This is a genomic window from Bacillus sp. FSL K6-0268 (genome assembly GCF_038005425.1).
Classification (GTDB): domain Bacteria; phylum Bacillota; class Bacilli; order Bacillales; family Bacillaceae_G; genus Bacillus_A; species Bacillus_A thuringiensis_S.
Genome location: NZ_JBBOTF010000001.1, coordinates 14,618 through 31,344 on the forward strand (window position 1 = coordinate 14,618; position 16,727 = coordinate 31,344).

The window sequence follows — 16,727 nt, forward strand, 5'->3', positions numbered from 1 at the left end:
ATATAGGAGTTGAGGAAAACATCATGAAATACAAAGTTATATTATTCGACGTAGATGATACATTATTAGATTTCCCTGAAACGGAAAGACACGCATTACATAATGCGTTTGTACAGTTTGGTATGCCTACAGGGTATAATGATTATCTTGCAAGTTATAAAGAGATTAGTAATGGATTATGGAGAGATTTAGAAAATAAAATGATTACGCTAAGTGAATTAGCAGTAGATCGATTTAGACAATTATTTGCACTTCATAATATAAACGTAGATGCGCAGCAATTTAGTGATGTATATCTTGAAAACTTAGGGAAAGAAGTACACCTTATAGAAGGCGCAGTACAATTATGTGAAAATCTACAAGATTGCAAGTTAGGTATTATTACGAATGGATATACGAAGGTGCAACAATCAAGAATCGGAAATTCACCTTTATGTAATTTCTTTGATCACATTATTATTTCTGAAGAAGTTGGTCATCAAAAACCAGCGCGTGAGATTTTTGATTATGCATTTGAGAAATTTGGAATTACGGATAAATCAAGTGTACTAATGGTCGGAGATTCGCTAACTTCTGATATGAAAGGCGGAGAAGACTTCGGCATTGATACGTGTTGGTATAATCCGAGTTTGAAAGAGAATAAGACGAGTGTTAATCCGACTTATGAAGTGGAGAGTCTGCTACAAATTTTAGAAATTGTAGAAGTGGCTGAAGAAAAGGTAGCTTCATTTTAATTGTGCTGATATTTGTCGAAAAATCGATATATTTGAAAAATCGTTGATATATTGTAAGTTGTGATAGATATATTGAAAAAATCGTTGATATATTGTAAGTTGCGATAGATATATTTGAAAAATCGCTCATATAAGTTCATATACTAAGATATAGAACAAAAAATAACGCTACTATACAAGGTCATTCACGTGTTATAATGCGTGAATTAAATATACGTATATAAATAGTTTCTCAGAGTGATGCGATGTCATGTATGATTAGTGTAACAACTAGAGGTGAATGAAGGATGTTAACGTTTTTATTTGAGTTAGACAAGGTTATTCCGCAGACGAATGAGCCACGGTATGTTGCTTATACAAATGGTTTTATCGAAGGGGATTTAACAATCTGTATGGATGACAGAGTATTTTTTCAAAAATCATGTATGAAGGTTGCAGAGCTGGGCATTTATTTAGGTCAGTGGATGGAACAAGTTCAACACGGGCAAAACGTGCCTATGAAATATGAAACGGCTGACCGTGAAGAGGTAATTCTTGGCTTCTTCTATAAAGAGGATCATAATCAATGGAATGTTTCTTCCAGCTGGCAAGAATTTGAACTTCAAGAGCGTATCTCTACTGAAACATTAGTAGAGAGCGTTCAATGCTATTTATATGAGCTAAATAAGGAACTGCGTGCGATAGAATATCCTGTGACGTTTGATCAGTACTTAAGAGGAGAGCGAATGATGCAGCTTTCTTACAAACGACCGTGTGATAGCAAAGCAGATACGACGCCGATAGAGGTTTATAATGGAAGCGAGCAAGTAGGCGTAGTAAGGGGCTATTATAAAAATACGCTGATGAGAGTGCTGGATTTTATTCCGAAAATTGGTAGTAATATCATTTATGAAATAAAGGATATTAAGAACAATATTCGCGTCATTGCAAAGGATGTAAGTAGGCAGCGCCAAAGAAAGATTTTAGTAACGTACATCGATAATAATGATGCAGAGCATGAAATACTTGTATGTGACGGAAAGTTATTGGATGCAAATTTTATATTTACCTTTACATATAAGGCAGAAGAATATGTTGTTCATAAAACTTCATTTGGAATGGGAAAATTATTACGAAAAGGCTATTTAATCGCAGATTGGAATATTCGTCTTGAGGAAGATATGTATTACATCGAGATGAATGCATATGATGGAGATTACATGGAGGATCAATACTTACTATTAGGCGTATTTCATGCGGTTTTATATGGATAATCGATGAGAAATACCGTCATTCTTCTTGGAAAGAATGACGGTATTTTTTATTTATCCTCAAAAATAAAAATCTCATCAATTGTACTATGTAGTGCCTTCGCTATATCGTGAGCAAGTTGTAAGGAAGGATTGTATTTACCTTTTTCGAGATGACTAATTGTTTCACGGCGTACACCAACTTGCTTCGCTAAATCTTCTTGTGTCATGTTCAATTTTGCGCGGTATTCTTTTATCTTCGTTACGAACGCCATGGTGCATCTTCCATTTCATCAACAGGTTTATCATAAAAGAACATAGAAAAACCGAACGTAATAATGAGTGTGCCGAAAATAAGAGCGATATCAATTTCTTGTAGCGCCGGGTTTGGAAATAACATTTCAATAAATATAATGATAGCGGTAGTTAGTAATGTAACGATAAATGCATTGCGACACGATTTATTGACAATTTGTTCAAACAGTTCATCGTGTTGAACTGTTCTATACGATGTGAAAAAGGAGAAGAAACAGAACATAGTAAACAATCCTTTTTCATAAAAAAATCCGAGGAAACCGAAGAAACCGAGAAATCCTAAATATTTTATCCAAGTTGTTTTCATGATAGGTCCTCCTTACGTTGTTAGAAATAAGTCACGTTATGTTACAAATATATCACAATTGGATAGGAATGGTAATAATAGTTTTCCAGTTTGCTTCATAATAATAGTAAAAAGAGGAAATATGCTGCGAAATAAAGAGGATAATATTGTAAAATGGTTGTAAGGAGGGGGAGGAAGAAATGCTAACTTGGATCATGATCGTTGTATTACTTGTAGTGATTACTGTCATTGCGACGGTGTTAATTGGGCGGAATGGTGATGCAAATTATAGCAAAGCGACAAAGGGGAATATTAAACGATTAACAATGATTTATATTATACTAGCTGTCGTTTTAATTGTTGGATTAGGGGTGTATATTTATTTTAAAGGTTAAATAAACTGAAAAATGTAAAAATCTTAAAATAGAAGTATGCTATAATATCAATATAGTTATTTGGTAATTAAGGAAAGGATTGGATGGAATGATTGAAATTACGAATGTGTCAAAAAGTTATAATGGGTCTACCTATGCAGTAAAAGATTTAAGTTTATCTGTACCTAGCGGCGAAATCTTTGGATTTTTAGGACCGAATGGTGCGGGTAAATCCACGACAATTAAGATGATTACTGGCATTCACGGGGTGGACAAAGGGACGATTACGATTAACGGAAAAAATATTATGGAAGAGCCGATGGAAGCGAAGAAGACGTTTGGTTATGTGCCGGATAGCCCAGATATGTTTTTACGTTTAAAAGGAATTGAATATTTAAACTTTATGGCTGATATGTATGAAGTGCCGAAAGAAGTAAGACAAGAACGAATAGAGTCTTTAGCGAAGAAGTTTGATCTTTATAATGCATTATCTGATCAAATTCAAAGTTATTCGCACGGTATGAGACAAAAAATCGTTATTATTGGTGTGCTCGTGCATGAACCAGATGTATGGATTTTAGATGAACCGTTAACAGGGCTTGATCCGAAATCTGCATATATTTTAAAAGAAATGATGAGAGAACATGCGGATAAAGGAAAGATTGTATTTTTCTCTACACACGTATTAGAAGTAGCGGAAAAAATATGTGACCGGGTTGCTATTATTAATAAGGGGAATTTGCAGTTTAAAGGAAATTTAGATGAAATGAGAGATCATTTTAAATCCAATGAATCACTTGAAAAAATGTTCTTGGAGATGACGGGCAATGAGTAAAATTTGGACGTTAACGAAGGTACTATTAAAGTTAAATTACGCAGATTTTATAGCAGATAAGAAGAAGCGATGGGCGTATTTATTTTCATTTGCAGCTATTTTATTTGTTGGATTTTTAATATTTGGTTCGATGACGCACGGAATGTATGAAGGTCTGAAACAATTAGGGCAAGGGCCGGGAATGATTATTGCAATGGGACTTGCGATTGCGAGTATATGGGTATTTTTAATGAGTATAACGAACATTTTAACTGTATTTTACTACAGCAATGATATTGAAATGTTACTGCCGTTACCATTAAAACCAGCGCAAATTATTTCGGCAAAATTTTTAACGGTATTAATTACACAATACGTAATGAGTTCATTCATTTTATTACCAATCTTCATTACGTACGGTTTAAAAAGTGGCGCATTTATTACATATTACATATATATGATTTTTATTTACTTACTCTTCCCAATCGTGCCGTTAGTATTAGCTTCGTTACTGATGACAATTATTATGAGGTATACAAATATAGCGAAAAATAAAGATCGAGGAAATATATTTATTGGAATCGTAAGTATATTATTTATTGTAGGAATTAACGTATTTATGCAGTGGAGAAATAAAAGTGCGTTTTCTGGAGATGGGGCTGCGGAATACCTTGTAAATAATCAATCTTCTCTTTTAGTACAAATGACAAATTATTTTCCAACTACATATTTTGGAGCAGTGGCATTAGTAGAAAATGCAAATTGGAAGGGACCTTTATATGTAATAATCTTTGCAGTTATTTCATTTGTCTTCTTTGTGTTGTTTTATTACATAGCAGAGCGTACATATTTAAAAGGGGTTATTGGACTTTCAACGAGTACAGCAAAGAAACAAGTTATTTCGGCGGAAGGTTTACAGAAATCAACAGTACAAAGTTCGCATTTAAAAGCGTATGTGAAAAAAGAATTTAAAACGTTATTCCGTACACCACAATTTTTCTTAAATTGCATTGTACAAACTTTCGTTATGCCAATTATGTTGTTCTTTATTTTATTTGTGCAAGATGGAAATTTAAAGTTTATTACAGAGTATATTAACAATCCAAAGACAACAGGATTTGCAATTGGTGTTGGTCTTTGTGCATCGTTATTTTTAATGGGTAGTAACGTCATTGCAACAACGTCATTTTCGCGAGATGGAAGCTCTTGGTTTGTGAATCGTTATTTACCAGTAAAGGCTTCGGATATCTTTTTTGCGAAAGCAATCACTGCTTGGTTAATTAATGTGATCATTTTAGCAGTATTCGGTATTACGATGGCAGTTGTAGCTGGGATTTCTCCAGTCTTTATGATACTGTGGTTTTTACTAAGTGCGAACGGGTTGTTATTAATTAATTTAATCGGAACACGCTGGGACGCGCAAACTGCAGATATTCATTGGGATACAGAGCAGAAATTATTTAAGAGCCGATATACCACTTTGTGGAATTTTTTAGCTAATATTTTAATAGCTTTAATTATTGTGGGGGGAGTAAGTGTATTATACTTCTTCCTTCATGTCGGACTGTGGGTTATGTTTATCGTTTTATTTGTAATGTTTACGATTGTAAATTATATCTTTATTAAAATGTTAAAATTAGGTGCTGAACGTATACTGTCAAATATTCAATAAGAAGATAGATCCTCTGTATTCATGCAGGGGATCTGTGTATAGATGGAGGAGAAAAAGGTGAAGAAAATAGCAATTGTAACAGGGGCAACTCGTCTGAATGGAATTGGTGCAGCTGTATGCAAGGTGCTTGCTCAAAAGGGGATAGACATTTTTTTCACGTACTGGCCAAAGTATGATAAAGCGATGCCATGGGGAATGAGTGATCAAGAACCCTTTTTGCTGAAAAAGGAAATTGAAAGTTACGATGTTCGATGTGAAATGGCAGAAATCAATTTATCGCAGTCTTATTCGCCAAATCGTTTGTTTTATATGGTATCAGAACGGTTAGGTGATCCATCTATTCTAGTTAATAATGCAGTATATTCTACTCATACGAGAATTGAGGAATTAGATGTAGAGCAGTTGGATAAATATTATACAGTTAATATTCGGGCTACTATGCTATTAAGTTCATTGTTTATAAAACATTATTCACTTAAAACGGGCGGGAGTATTATTAATCTTACTTCAGGACAGTCAGTAGGTCCAATGCCAGATGAACTAGCATATGCAGCAACGAAAGGGGCAATTGAAGCATTTACAAAGTCAGTAGCACCAGTAGCGATGGAGAAGGGGATTACTGTTAATGCCGTTGATCCAGGACCAACAAATACAGGGTGGATTACAGAGGAATTAAAACATTATTTAGTATGGAAATTCCCGCAAGGTAGAGTTGGAGAAACAATGGATGCTGCGCGCTTAATTTCTTTTTTAGTAAGTGAAGAAGCGAAATGGGTTACTGGGCAAGTTATTCACTCGAATGGTGGTTATTCATAAAAATATTATGTTAACAAATGTTGAGAAACAAAAAACGAAAGGAAATTTTATTTTTTTGTATAAATAAAATGTCAAGAAAGATAAAAATTTGATAGAAGAGTATATCGTCATATAAAGATAGTAATTCTTAATGTGACAATATACTCTTTTTCTTTTACTTACGAGCAGAAAAATGAAGTAGAAGAAACTCGAATATTAAAATGAGTTTATCAGTTTTTGTCCGTATTATTATGAAGATTACTGTCGGAAAGATGGTAATTCGTATGAAAAGGGATTTTTTAAGGGGAAATCGAATCGTAAAGGGGAGGATAAATAAAGTAAACATAGGGGGATTTATATGAAAATGAAAAAGGTCGCTATCGCATCGATAACAATTGGTACAATGCTTACTATGGCAGCTTGTAGTCCATCAGCAGATAAAGAGGCAGAAAAGAAAGAGCAAGTAACAGCGCAAAATGAAGGAGAAGCAAAAACGACAAGTGCAGATGAAGCGTCCAAAACAACGAAAGATACTGAAAAAGAAACAAATACTTCTTCAAATGAAAAAACAGATAAAGATGCAAAAAATACGAAAGAATCATCAGGAACAGAAAGTAACGGCAAAACGTCAACTCAAAATGAGAATGTGAAAACAAAAGAAAAAGAAACGACAGGAAAAACGAATGACCAAACGACTAGCGGGAAAACAGCAGATCAAAGCACAAGTACAAGCTCAAACACAAACAATAACGAAAAGACAACGAAAGATCCGAAGAAAAGTGTTGCTGTGAAAACGAACGTTAAAGAAGTTGTGGCATTAATTGATAGCTTGGACAAGCAGTTAGCTGCTAATCCAAAATTGGAAACAGTGAATAAGCTTGGCAAACAAATTAATGAAAAGTGGGACGTGATTGAAAAAGAGCTAGAAGCATCACATCCGACGGATTCTAAAACAATCGGTCAAAGTATGTATCCGTTAATTGTAGGAGCGGAGAAAGAAAAAATCGATATTAATAAAATGAAATCATTAACGACGAAAACGAAAAAAGATTTAAATCAGTTATTGACGAAACTTTCATAGTTTCAAAAGCCTACTCGTGTGAGTAGGCCTTTTTTAGGTTGTTGTAATGTGCACAGTATAACTTATTTATTATCATTTTCAATTACGATGCGAAAGGAACTGAATGCTTGTTGACTGATATAATCTTCTTCGCTAACTTTAAAAGGAAATGGAAAAGCAACGAGTTGAAAATTACTTTCCTGATCCACTGAAGGCAATGTGAAATTAAAGATTTGTCTTGTTTCAGGTGCAACCTTAGTATAAACGACTTTTCTATTGTTAAATATTTCAACTTGTTTCCAATCTTTAAAAGCTACGATTGCGTAAGTCATTTCATCATTCGTTTCATTACCGTTTGATAGGGTTAATTGCTTGCCTTCCTTTTCAAAGAAGACAGTTTGTAAGTTCTCTTCACGGTTCGTAACAAATAATGGTTCGTAAAGACCATCTTTTAAAATAGCATCTGGATCTATAAGGGAGAGTTTTATTTTTTCGTTTTCTTTCTGAAAAGGATGCATTGAATATCGCATACTTAGAATATCTTCTAAAATTGCTGCTTTATTTAAGTTATTATCTTTTAATTTGTATTCAGGTTTTTTAATTATTAAAAAGGTTAATTCATTTCCATTAGGAGAGGTGTGTAAAGAGATTTTCGTAGTAATTGAACTGTTTGGTTTCATATCAAAAAAATAGTGTGATATTTCATTAGTAGTATCTTCTATTCTAAAAGGTTTTTGTTCAAAGATAAGAAAGTATAAGTTTTTAAGCACGAATTGCTTCCTTGGAAAGCTTGTTATGTAAGGGATTTTGAACAATATTTGGAATTTCCATAATGCGCTAGATTGTGATATTTTTTAGTTATGGAAGCAAATATATTAAAACGTATTTTCTTTGATGAACATAATCATTGGGAACGATTTAAAGATAAATATGGAGCGAGGATCCGTCCAGTTGTTTTGAAAGAAATTGAAAAATTTAGAGGGTGTGGAGACCCTGAAAATGGATTTAAATTGTTTGTATGTGAAGGGTGTCATCATGTTCGAAAAGTTCCTTATCGTTGTAAAGGACGATTTTGTACAACTTGTTCTGTAGGAGAAAGTGAAGAATGGAGTAGACTTCTTTCAGAAGACGTACTTCAGGTGAATCATCGTCATGTTATTTTTACCGTAGATGAAGGACTTCGAGATATTTTTCTTTTGCACCGCCATTTATTAAAGATTTTTATGGATGAGGCCGCCAGGCTGTTGGTGGATTATTTTCAAAAGAAAATTAAGGTAACACCCGGTATTATCGTAGGTCTTCACACCTTCGGCACTAGAATTAATTTTAATCCGCATGTTCATATACTTGTTACAATGGGTGGGATGACAAAGATTGGAGAGTGGAAAGGGTATGATTTTCTTCCGTTTGAGATGCTTCGGAAACAGTGGCAAACCATCGTGTTAAAACTGATTCGAAAAGAGCTCACGGTGGCAGAAAAAAAGCCAATTCAATCGAAACTTCAAAAAGCATTTTCTGATAATGGGAAAGGCTTCTATGTACATGCTCCGAAACAGAAAGGAAACGTAAAAAAACAACTTCGGTATATTGGCCGCTATATTCGTCGACCTGCTATTGGGTTGAACCGGATCGAGGAATATGATGGGCAATCTGTTTCTTTTACATATACGGACAAATTAGATGGGAGGAAAAAAGTAGAAACGATATCTGTAGAAGAGTTTATTTCTCGATTAATTCGTCATATTCCAGATGAGCAATTCAAAATGATTCGTCATTATGGCATGTATGCACGTCGAATTAAAACATTATGTAAAAAACTATTAAATGAATGGCAAAAGAAAGCCAGACGTTGGATAATAAAAGTGAAAAAAACACTACGTCGTCAGACGTGGAGGGAACGAGTTATCGCGAGTGGAAAAAAAGATCCTCTTCTTTGTCCAAAATGTGAATCATTTTATGAATACAAGGGGGAAGTCTGCCTAGAAAGCAGAGAATGGAAAATAAAAGTAGCTTTATGCCAAAATACGCGAAATTATTTAAAGAGGGTGATTGATTATTTCGCCAGTAAGCAAACATCGAAAAAAGAAAAAGAAGAAAAACACAGTTGGACATAAGCGAATTAGCTATGTACAGTATGTTTGTGTAGGCTGTGCTCAAACAGAAAATATTCCCGATTCTGTGGTAAGAAGATTTGATATCATGGATGTAGGAGATTCGATTGTTCCGCCTAGGTTTTCCTGTGAACGATGTGGTGAAGATATGTATCCGCAGGATTACACAGGGATTGATGGGATTATGTACAATTTATCGGATTTTCGCTAGACGAAAAAGGACCGGGTGGTTTTCCCGGTTTTTCTTAGTAATCTTCTAGAACAATTAATCCATATTTTCGGTTTTCATTAATAGTATGTACGAATGATAATGTTACATTAATTTTATTATCCTCACTAGTAATTGTACTGCCATTGTTGATATGTTGGCCTTGATTATCCTTCAATCCATAAGAAATAGTATTGGTTTGTTGCTCTCGTTTATTTTCTATGGAAAGAGGATGAGGTTGTATGATTGAAGTATTGAACAAAATATAAATTGTAAGTAATGAAATAAGTAAAACACCGCTAATAATATATATTTGTTTCATAAATAGCACCTCAATATATGTAAAGTATTAGAGAAAAAAGATATGCAAGATGCATATCTTTTTTCTCTTTCTTACCAGAAGGCTTTTGTTTCGTGATTTACATCATTATAACCACTTAATTTATAGGTATGATTACCGATAGCGTAATCATCTCCATAATAAACGCTTGTGTTGGTCGCTGTAGCATTTACAAAGGATGATTTTTTTGCACTATTACTTTTCGTATTTACTAATGAGCCATCGCCATTGAAAGTTCTTGCTTTTGCATAAACATAGTCTTCGGTCGTAGTTGATTTCGATTTCGCAACTGCATATGGGTTACCAAAAAAGGGAGTATATACGCTAATGTTAGAGTCATTCTTAGGTGCAGCTGCAACAGTCAAACTAGGAACACTAGATGTTTTTGTTGATTGAATTGTATCAAAGTCAACTAAAACGGGCTGCTTGTCTACAGTATCGACCTCTGAAGCACTTGCGTTATTAGTAAAACCAAAACCTAAAACCGCTAACCCTAAAGTTGTCACCGATAAAGATTTTTTCATATTCACTAATTTTCCCACCTTTTTAAATTTTTGAGTTCGAACTCAATTCAAACAATATATGAAAATTTCGAAACTCTCAATGGTTTATCCCATACTTAACTTTTCTTTTACTTTCGATTCAACATGTCTTCATTTGCAAAAAAGCGAATATATCTTCTAATGCTTAGCCAGCAAGGGATATAGGTTTAACCTTATGAAATTTGTGTAAATTTTAATCTATTCATGTCATTATGTCTGTTATTTTTAAATTCATATGGGAAACTTATTAAAAAAAGGATGGTGACAAAAATGACAATCGATCGAATTTGTACAATTGGACCCGCAAGTAATAATAAAGAAACGTTAGCACAGTTAATAAAGAATGGTATGAAAATTGTTCGACTGAATTTATCGCATGGCACGCATGAAAGTCATAAAGACATCATTCGTTTAGTGAAATCATTAGATGACTCTATTAAATTTTTGGGTGATGTACAAGGTCCTAAAATAAGATTAGGTGAAGTGAAGGGAGAGCAAATTACACTTCAGGCAGGAGATTCTTTTATTTTACATACAAAACCAGTTACAGGGAGTAATACAGAAGCAAGTGTTGATTATGAAGGAATTGCGAATGATGTGAAAGTAGACAGTAGAATTTTGATTAATGATGGAGAAGTTGAATTAATTGTTGAAAAGATAAGTACGGACAAAATAGAAACAAAGGTTAAAACAGGTGGCAATATCTCATCTCATAAAGGAGTTAATTTACCAGGTGCGACTGTTCGTTTACCAGCTATTACAGAGAAAGATAAAAAAGATATTCAGTTTCTTTTAGAAGAGGATGTTGATTTTATTGCGTGTTCTTTCGTACGAAAACCTAGTCATATAAAAGAAATACGAGATTTTATACAACAGTATAAAGAAACTTCTCCAAGTTTAATCGCTAAAATAGAAACGATGGAAGCAATCGAGAATTTTCAAGATATATGTAAAGAAGTAGATGGAATTATGATTGCAAGGGGCGATTTAGGAGTAGAGTTACCATATCAATGTATTCCCCTCGTATATTAATATTTAAGCCCTATCTCAGGCTTAGTTTTTCTCTCTAATAAGAGTCCAGTAATAAAGAAAATACTTGGACGTCTCAAGATATTTCTAGATAATGGTCTTAGGATCATTTGGGACAATTCTGTATTCCCCTGTGGATTTACCACACGAAAAGAGTGTTTCTCAGTGAACGCGCGGGGCTCCCTACTCGCAGGCTGAGCAGCCTGATCCTCGAACCTAGATGTTAGTAGCTCTAGGGCGGCTTTCGATTCAGGACTAGCTCTTATACACGAGGTTGTTGGTCGGCGTACACACTAGAGATATCTCGAGACGTCCAAGCAATGATTCTAAATCGAAAGGAGGTCTCTTACGTGAGATTATTTGTTGGTCTAGATGTAAGTTCGTTTGATATGAAAGTTTGCTTTTTAAATGGTGAAGGAGAAAAGCTAGATTCTTTTTCAGTCAGTAATGACTTACCAGGTGCACAGGTACTTAAAGAACGATTATTACAGTGCACAACCAATCAAGAGGTTGAAACTTTAAAAATCGGCTTAGAATCTACATCTGTTTACAGTTTTCACCCATCCATGTTTCTCCATCATGACGAAGACTTAAAAAGATTTGGCACAAAGGTATTTCTTCTAAATCCAAAACAAGTCGCAAACTTCAAGAAAAGTTATTCAGACATGAATAAGACTGACGAAATTGATGCCTTTGTCATCGCTGATTATTTACGATTTGGGCGAAATCAAATGTCCATCGTGAAAGAAAGTCAATACGTGGCATTACAGCAATTAACAAGAGCTCGTTATCAACTCGTTAGAATGTTGACAAAGGAGAAACAACATTTTCTACAACACCTAAGTTATAAATGTAATACGTTCTCACAAGAAGTCGATTCTTCTATATTTGGTAACGCCATGATGGAATTGTTCCTTGAAAAATTCAGTCTAGAAGAGCTAGCTGACATGCCTTTAGAGGAACTCGCTGAGTTCCTACAGGAAAAGAGTAAAAATCGATTTGGTGACCCGAAATGTGTCGCATCAACCATTCAAAAGGCTGTTCGCACGTCGTACCGTTTAGATAAGGTGGTAGAAGACTCAATCGATATTCTTTTAGGAACATCAATCGAAATCATTCGTACCTATCAAAGACAAATTAAAGAACTAGAAAAATCTATTAAGCGGATCATGGCTGGATTAACGCAAACATTAGAATCCATTCCTGGAATCGGGCCTATATATGCCGCTGGTATTATCGCTGAAATTGGCCAAATCGAAAGATTTGACGATGAAACCAAAATCGCAAAATATGCCGGGTTATATTGGCGTACATACCAGTCTGGCCGGTTCACCGCTGAAAATACTTCATTATCTCGTAATGGGAATCATTACTTGCGGTATTACTTAGTTGAAGCCGCCAACTCTGTAAGAAAGCATGTATTGGAATACCAAGAATATTACGCAAAAAAGTATAATGAAGTACCAAAACATCAACACAAACGTGCACTCGTTCTAACCGCAAGAAAATTTGTGCGATTGGTGGATGCGCTACTACGTAATCACCAACTCTTTACGCCTGAAAGGTGTGTGAAAGTGTGACATAAAACTTGTCATCGCTACCTTTCAATCAATTCCAGTATTTTACATGCGGTGCTGGTCTAGTTTCGTGATGTCTTTTTTAAGCAATTTGTCCTTTGATAACTTCAAAATATATTATTTTTCAGTTGACATACTACCGCAGGTCTTTTACAGAAAATGATGATTCGTGAATGTAATCGAACGAATACATATGTTATTACAGCAACACAAATGCTTCAATCTATGGTAGATCATTCTATTCCAACAAGAGCAGAGGTGACTGATGTGTTTCAAGCTGTACTGGACGGGACGAATGCAGTTATGCTTTCAGCTGAAAGTGCATCAGGAGAACATCCAATCGAAAGTGTGAGAACATTACGTCTCGTTTCAGAATTCGCGAAGCATGTTAAAAAAGATGGACCTTTTGCGATGAAAGATGTACTGCAATTACTGCGTGAGTCTCTGGATGAGTAATAAATAAAAAGAGGGCGGATATGCATCCGCCCTCATGTTTTTCATTCATACTATTCTTGCTCTTGCTCATCCAAAATCTTTTCAAACGCAGCAGATACTTTATCAAACTCTTCATCATTTTCAATGTATGAAAACTCATTATCTTCTTCTACTTTTAAAAAGAAAATATCAATGTCTTCCTCAGTTTCTGTTTGGATATCTTCAACAAAGGCAACTGCAATATATTCTGCGCCTTCGACATCCATCGCTCCAAGTACTTCTACTTCTTGCTCTTCGTTATTCTCATCACTAAGAGTAAACACTTCGCCAACTTCAATATCAGACATATTCATTCTCCTCCTGTTCGACTCTAAAAAATAGAGCGCTCAAACTGTATACATACTAATATATCTTTCCATGAAAAATCAAATTCATACATAAGAAAAACGACTGATAGTTCTTTAGTATAAGTATCCAGCTATTAGGAGCATTATTTGTGTGTGCTATATTACTTAATCCATTCAACAATTGTATCCATAGTCTGTCTTGTTTTATCACGCTTTGGCTCTTCTTTACGGTAACCAAAGGCAACCATAACTGATGCTTCAAAGTTATCGCCTTGTATAATGCCTTCTTGACGAAGTAAAGAATCTACTTCCTCTTTATCAAATCCTTCTATTGGACAAGAATCAATACCGATTTGAGCTGCGCTCGTCATCATATTACCTAAAGCAATATAAGTTTGTTTAGATGCCCAATCAAATACAGCACGATCGGATTGTAATAAGTTAAAATCTGTTTCCTGGAACTTTTTGAAGAATTCATATCTAATTTTTTGAGTGTCTTCAGGCAATCCAATAATATCGTTCATCATATATTTAATATACTCTGCATCATAGTGCATATCTTTAATGTTTCTTGAAAGAACAATGACGAAGTGGCTTGCTGTTGCAAGTTGCCCACCAGCGCCCCATGAATACGGTTGTAGTTTTTCTCTTAATTCTTTATTTTGTACGACAATAAATTTCCAAGGCTCATATCCAAAAGAAGAAGGAGATAATCTGCCTGTTTCTAAAATGAATTTAAAATCCTCTTCTGAAATTTTGTGTATAGGATCGAACTCTTTACATGCATGTCTGAAATGAAAAGCCTCCATAATTTTCTCTTTTGTAATTTCTTTTGTATTTGTCATAAAAGTTCCTCTTTTCGTTAATTTATTTTGTAAGTAAATTATATTTTTAAAGTAACATAGACACAAGTACGCACATTTTTGTGTTATAGTATCAAAAAAGATACTATTGGTAAGGGAAAGGAGTTATGATGGATTGTTCGAATGAAAATAATATAAATTACCCATTTCTAAATAAATATTCTTGTCCAGTTGAAGCTATGGTTGAGGTTATTGGTGGAAAATGGAAAGGGGTTATTTTGTATCATTTATTAGATGGTACAAAGCGGTTTAATGAATTAAAAAGATTAAAACCTAATATCACACAAAGAATGTTAACACTGCAGCTGAGAGAACTTGAAGCAGACGGCATCATCCATCGTGAAGTATACCGTGAAGTTCCACCTAAAGTAGAATATTCGTTAACTGAGCTTGGTGAATCACTACGTCCAATGATTCTATTAATGATGGAATGGGCGACTCATAATATGGAGAAAGTTTTGGAAAGTAGGAATACGAAAAATAATAGTTAAGAGTTGTAGAAATAAAAGGTGTTTTCCATACGTAAAGACACCTTTTATCCCGCATTAACGGGCAGTAAGATCCCCACCTCAAAATTCAGTGGAAGCAAAGAAGTTAGGTGGGGGATGAACAAAACCCCCACTGATTAAAGTTTCACTTTATTTCTATGTTTTTACTTTTTAACTTCAACTGCTGAAATTGCAAAGTCATTCAAGTTTACAGTTTTACCATACCAATCAGAGTGTTTGAAGACGATACCTTTACCATATCCTTCAGTTGAAGTACGATCCCATAGTGTTGTCGAATAGCTAGCAGTAGGGGATGCTGTACTTACAGAAGAAATTCTATTTTGCCAATTAGGAGGCAAATTTTTAAAACCGCTACTAAGAGAAAAATACTCGCCACCTTTATTTGCATGTTCATAGAAATCTGTACTATTAGGTCCGCTCCCTCCAACACCAAGGGGATTGATTGTATTATTCAACCTTTGTTTGTCTTTTTCAATAAAAGAATCTAAACTTTCTTTGTTCGAAAATCCATAAGATAACCAGTCTCCATTTTGATTTTGTTTCGGTAGAACTACAGTTATTTTTACGTCTTCCTTAGATGGAGCACCCAATTTGTTAAACGAATCTACAGTCTTTTCATCTACAGTTACATATTCAAAAGAGCTAATCGAATAATCCTTTTCGGTACTAGCTGATACTGACCCCAGTCCTCCAGTTAACGACGAAACAGTTAATAATGCACCTGCTACCAACTTTTTCAGCATGGATTCATCTCCTTAAAACTTAGATTTTTTACATAACTAAAATGTATGTTAATTTGAATGTATTATAAATATTTAGAAATTTATAAAAATTAAACAGAATATTCTTTTATTAGTCTGGAGTAAGGAAAGTAATTAAAAATGAAAAAAGGTTTACTTAAAAAGTAAATCTTTTTTGCTGACCTATTTCAAAACTCAATGGATTAAAATTTCATTTTATCCATCTATGAATCATAAACTTCTTTTGCATTCGTAGAAGCAGCATCTAATAAAAGGAAGATGGCTGCTATCATATGTAGAAGGATTTCTATATAAGGAAAGAAGGCAACTAGAGTAACGATAATACCTATATAATGAGCGTACGTATTCATGCCTGCTTTTTTAGCTAATAAAATAGTAGTGATATGTAAAGCAATCAATAGTAGTAAAGGTATCCCATCTAGGTTAACAAGACTTGGAAATATATAATAGCAAGGAAGTAATAAAAGATGATAGATCCCTGTAGGCCACTTTAGTGCTTATATGTAAGTTTTCAAAGTAAATCCTCCTAAAATAATTAATATCTATATATTACCAAAAAAGGTAGGTGATTGGATATTGAACACTTGTGGTTTTTAGTATAATATAATTATTTTATGTTAACTAATTGTTTCCTTATCTATAAAATAGAAAAACCACCCAAACGAGGGTGGTTCGTATTATAAATAACTACTTAAAGAAGAAAGGGGAACCTTCACCTGTTATGAA

The 16,727-nt window shown here is 34.2% G+C and carries 17 protein-coding genes and 4 pseudogenes; 12 read left to right on the forward strand and 9 right to left on the reverse strand.

The window, feature by feature from the left end; all coding sequences use genetic code 11:
- Positions 1-23: 23 nt before the first annotated feature.
- A complete protein-coding gene (locus MHI28_RS00090; protein WP_000875913.1) occupies positions 24-734 on the forward strand; it encodes a YjjG family noncanonical pyrimidine nucleotidase in 711 nt (236 codons plus the stop codon).
- Between the two features lie 287 nt (positions 735-1,021).
- The gene (locus MHI28_RS00095) at positions 1,022-1,987 is read left to right on the forward strand and encodes a tubby C-terminal domain-like protein (protein WP_000955132.1); all 966 of its coding nucleotides are present in this window, start codon (positions 1,022-1,024) and stop codon (positions 1,985-1,987) included.
- A 47-nt stretch (positions 1,988-2,034) separates the two neighbouring features.
- Here MHI28_RS00095 and MHI28_RS00100 read toward each other — a convergent pair whose 3' ends face one another.
- The gene (locus tag MHI28_RS00100; protein ID WP_000896294.1) at positions 2,035-2,238 is read right to left on the reverse strand and encodes a helix-turn-helix transcriptional regulator; all 204 of its coding nucleotides are present in this window, start codon (positions 2,236-2,238) and stop codon (positions 2,035-2,037) included.
- Entirely contained in the window at positions 2,226-2,585 is a 360-nt protein-coding gene (locus MHI28_RS00105; RefSeq protein ID WP_000859207.1) for a DUF3796 domain-containing protein, read from the reverse strand. The genes MHI28_RS00100 and MHI28_RS00105 overlap by 13 nt, the downstream gene beginning before the upstream one ends.
- Before the next feature lie 179 nt (positions 2,586-2,764).
- Between MHI28_RS00105 and MHI28_RS00110 the strand changes: the two genes are divergently transcribed.
- From MHI28_RS00110 to MHI28_RS00130, 5 genes are all read left to right on the forward strand, one after another.
- Positions 2,765-2,959 carry a hypothetical protein gene (locus MHI28_RS00110; protein ID WP_000958861.1) on the forward strand — a complete coding sequence of 65 codons (195 nt, stop codon included), beginning with the start codon at positions 2,765-2,767 and terminating at the stop codon, positions 2,957-2,959.
- Positions 2,960-3,047: 88 nt separating this feature from the next.
- The gene (locus MHI28_RS00115; protein ID WP_000570204.1) at positions 3,048-3,773 is read left to right on the forward strand and encodes an ABC transporter ATP-binding protein; all 726 of its coding nucleotides are present in this window, start codon (positions 3,048-3,050) and stop codon (positions 3,771-3,773) included.
- Positions 3,766-5,424, forward strand: coding sequence for a putative ABC transporter permease subunit (locus MHI28_RS00120; RefSeq protein ID WP_000036853.1), 1,659 nt, complete (start codon positions 3,766-3,768; stop codon positions 5,422-5,424). Before MHI28_RS00115 ends, MHI28_RS00120 begins: the two co-directional genes overlap by 8 nt.
- 57 nt (positions 5,425-5,481) lie before the next feature.
- Positions 5,482-6,240 (forward strand): SDR family oxidoreductase, encoded by a 759-nt coding sequence (locus tag MHI28_RS00125; protein ID WP_002162716.1) that lies wholly within the window; start codon positions 5,482-5,484, stop codon positions 6,238-6,240.
- Between the two features lie 337 nt (positions 6,241-6,577).
- A complete protein-coding gene (locus MHI28_RS00130) occupies positions 6,578-7,300 on the forward strand; it encodes a hypothetical protein (RefSeq protein WP_000782525.1) in 723 nt (240 codons plus the stop codon).
- A gap of 62 nt (positions 7,301-7,362) precedes the next feature.
- Here MHI28_RS00130 and MHI28_RS00135 read toward each other — a convergent pair.
- Positions 7,363-8,022: pseudogene (locus MHI28_RS00135) on the reverse strand (hypothetical protein); the annotation flags it as partial.
- A gap of 117 nt (positions 8,023-8,139) precedes the next feature.
- Between MHI28_RS00135 and MHI28_RS00140 the strand changes: the two are divergent.
- Complete coding sequence (locus MHI28_RS00140; protein WP_100910182.1) at positions 8,140-9,393, forward strand: IS91 family transposase; 1,254 nt, start codon at positions 8,140-8,142, stop codon at positions 9,391-9,393.
- Positions 9,394-9,638: 245 nt separating this feature from the next.
- On the opposite strand, the pseudogene MHI28_RS00145 reads toward MHI28_RS00140, so the two are convergent.
- Positions 9,639-9,920: pseudogene (locus tag MHI28_RS00145) on the reverse strand (hypothetical protein); the annotation flags it as partial.
- Positions 9,921-9,991: 71 nt separating this feature from the next.
- Positions 9,992-10,468 (reverse strand): hypothetical protein, encoded by a 477-nt coding sequence (locus MHI28_RS00150; protein ID WP_001056355.1) that lies wholly within the window; start codon positions 10,466-10,468, stop codon positions 9,992-9,994.
- Positions 10,469-10,750: 282 nt separating this feature from the next.
- On the opposite strand from MHI28_RS00150, the pseudogene MHI28_RS00155 reads away from it, so the two are divergent.
- The 3 genes and pseudogenes from MHI28_RS00155 to MHI28_RS00165 all read left to right on the forward strand — a co-directional run.
- Positions 10,751-11,506: pseudogene (locus MHI28_RS00155) on the forward strand (pyruvate kinase); the annotation flags it as partial.
- 353 nt (positions 11,507-11,859) lie between these two features.
- Entirely contained in the window at positions 11,860-13,089 is a 1,230-nt protein-coding gene (locus MHI28_RS00160) for an IS110 family transposase (RefSeq protein ID WP_100909797.1), read from the forward strand.
- Between the two features lie 144 nt (positions 13,090-13,233).
- Positions 13,234-13,542 (forward strand): annotated as a pseudogene (locus MHI28_RS00165) (pyruvate kinase); the annotation flags it as partial.
- A 50-nt stretch (positions 13,543-13,592) separates the two neighbouring features.
- On the opposite strand, the gene MHI28_RS00170 reads toward MHI28_RS00165, so the two are convergent.
- A complete protein-coding gene (locus MHI28_RS00170; protein WP_002005464.1) occupies positions 13,593-13,874 on the reverse strand; it encodes a DUF1292 domain-containing protein in 282 nt (93 codons plus the stop codon).
- Positions 13,875-14,029: 155 nt separating this feature from the next.
- Complete coding sequence (locus tag MHI28_RS00175) at positions 14,030-14,713, reverse strand: NAD(P)H-dependent oxidoreductase (RefSeq protein WP_000185604.1); 684 nt, start codon at positions 14,711-14,713, stop codon at positions 14,030-14,032.
- Positions 14,714-14,841: 128 nt separating this feature from the next.
- On the opposite strand from MHI28_RS00175, the gene MHI28_RS00180 reads away from it, so the two are divergent.
- On the forward strand, positions 14,842-15,222 hold the full coding sequence (locus MHI28_RS00180) for a winged helix-turn-helix transcriptional regulator (protein ID WP_000340656.1): 381 nt from the start codon (positions 14,842-14,844) through the stop codon (positions 15,220-15,222).
- 161 nt (positions 15,223-15,383) lie between these two features.
- On the opposite strand, the gene MHI28_RS00185 is transcribed toward MHI28_RS00180, so the two are convergent.
- Both MHI28_RS00185 and MHI28_RS00190 read right to left on the reverse strand, forming a co-directional pair.
- Positions 15,384-15,983, reverse strand: coding sequence for a hypothetical protein (locus MHI28_RS00185; RefSeq protein ID WP_000914419.1), 600 nt, complete (start codon positions 15,981-15,983; stop codon positions 15,384-15,386).
- 221 nt (positions 15,984-16,204) lie between these two features.
- On the reverse strand, positions 16,205-16,477 hold the full coding sequence (locus MHI28_RS00190; RefSeq protein ID WP_080598387.1) for a hypothetical protein: 273 nt from the start codon (positions 16,475-16,477) through the stop codon (positions 16,205-16,207).
- Between the last annotated feature and the right edge of the window lie 250 nt (positions 16,478-16,727).

What these genes read in the sequence shown, in the direction of transcription:
- MHI28_RS00090 (WP_000875913.1), top strand. Translation starts at nt 24, where the DNA reads ATGAAATACAAAGTTATATTATTCGACGTAGATGATACATTATTAGAT.
- MHI28_RS00095 (WP_000955132.1), top strand. Translation starts at nt 1,022, where the DNA reads ATGTTAACGTTTTTATTTGAGTTAGACAAGGTTATTCCGCAGACGAAT.
- MHI28_RS00100 (WP_000896294.1), bottom strand. Translation starts at nt 2,238, where the DNA reads ATGGCGTTCGTAACGAAGATAAAAGAATACCGCGCAAAATTGAACATG.
- MHI28_RS00105 (WP_000859207.1), bottom strand. Translation starts at nt 2,585, where the DNA reads ATGAAAACAACTTGGATAAAATATTTAGGATTTCTCGGTTTCTTCGGT.
- MHI28_RS00110 (WP_000958861.1), top strand. Translation starts at nt 2,765, where the DNA reads ATGCTAACTTGGATCATGATCGTTGTATTACTTGTAGTGATTACTGTC.
- MHI28_RS00115 (WP_000570204.1), top strand. Translation starts at nt 3,048, where the DNA reads ATGATTGAAATTACGAATGTGTCAAAAAGTTATAATGGGTCTACCTAT.
- MHI28_RS00120 (WP_000036853.1), top strand. Translation starts at nt 3,766, where the DNA reads ATGAGTAAAATTTGGACGTTAACGAAGGTACTATTAAAGTTAAATTAC.
- MHI28_RS00130 (WP_000782525.1), top strand. Translation starts at nt 6,578, where the DNA reads ATGAAAATGAAAAAGGTCGCTATCGCATCGATAACAATTGGTACAATG.
- MHI28_RS00140 (WP_100910182.1), top strand. Translation starts at nt 8,140, where the DNA reads ATGGAAGCAAATATATTAAAACGTATTTTCTTTGATGAACATAATCAT.
- MHI28_RS00170 (WP_002005464.1), bottom strand. Translation starts at nt 13,874, where the DNA reads ATGAATATGTCTGATATTGAAGTTGGCGAAGTGTTTACTCTTAGTGAT.
- MHI28_RS00175 (WP_000185604.1), bottom strand. Translation starts at nt 14,713, where the DNA reads ATGACAAATACAAAAGAAATTACAAAAGAGAAAATTATGGAGGCTTTT.
- MHI28_RS00180 (WP_000340656.1), top strand. Translation starts at nt 14,842, where the DNA reads ATGGATTGTTCGAATGAAAATAATATAAATTACCCATTTCTAAATAAA.
- MHI28_RS00185 (WP_000914419.1), bottom strand. Translation starts at nt 15,983, where the DNA reads ATGCTGAAAAAGTTGGTAGCAGGTGCATTATTAACTGTTTCGTCGTTA.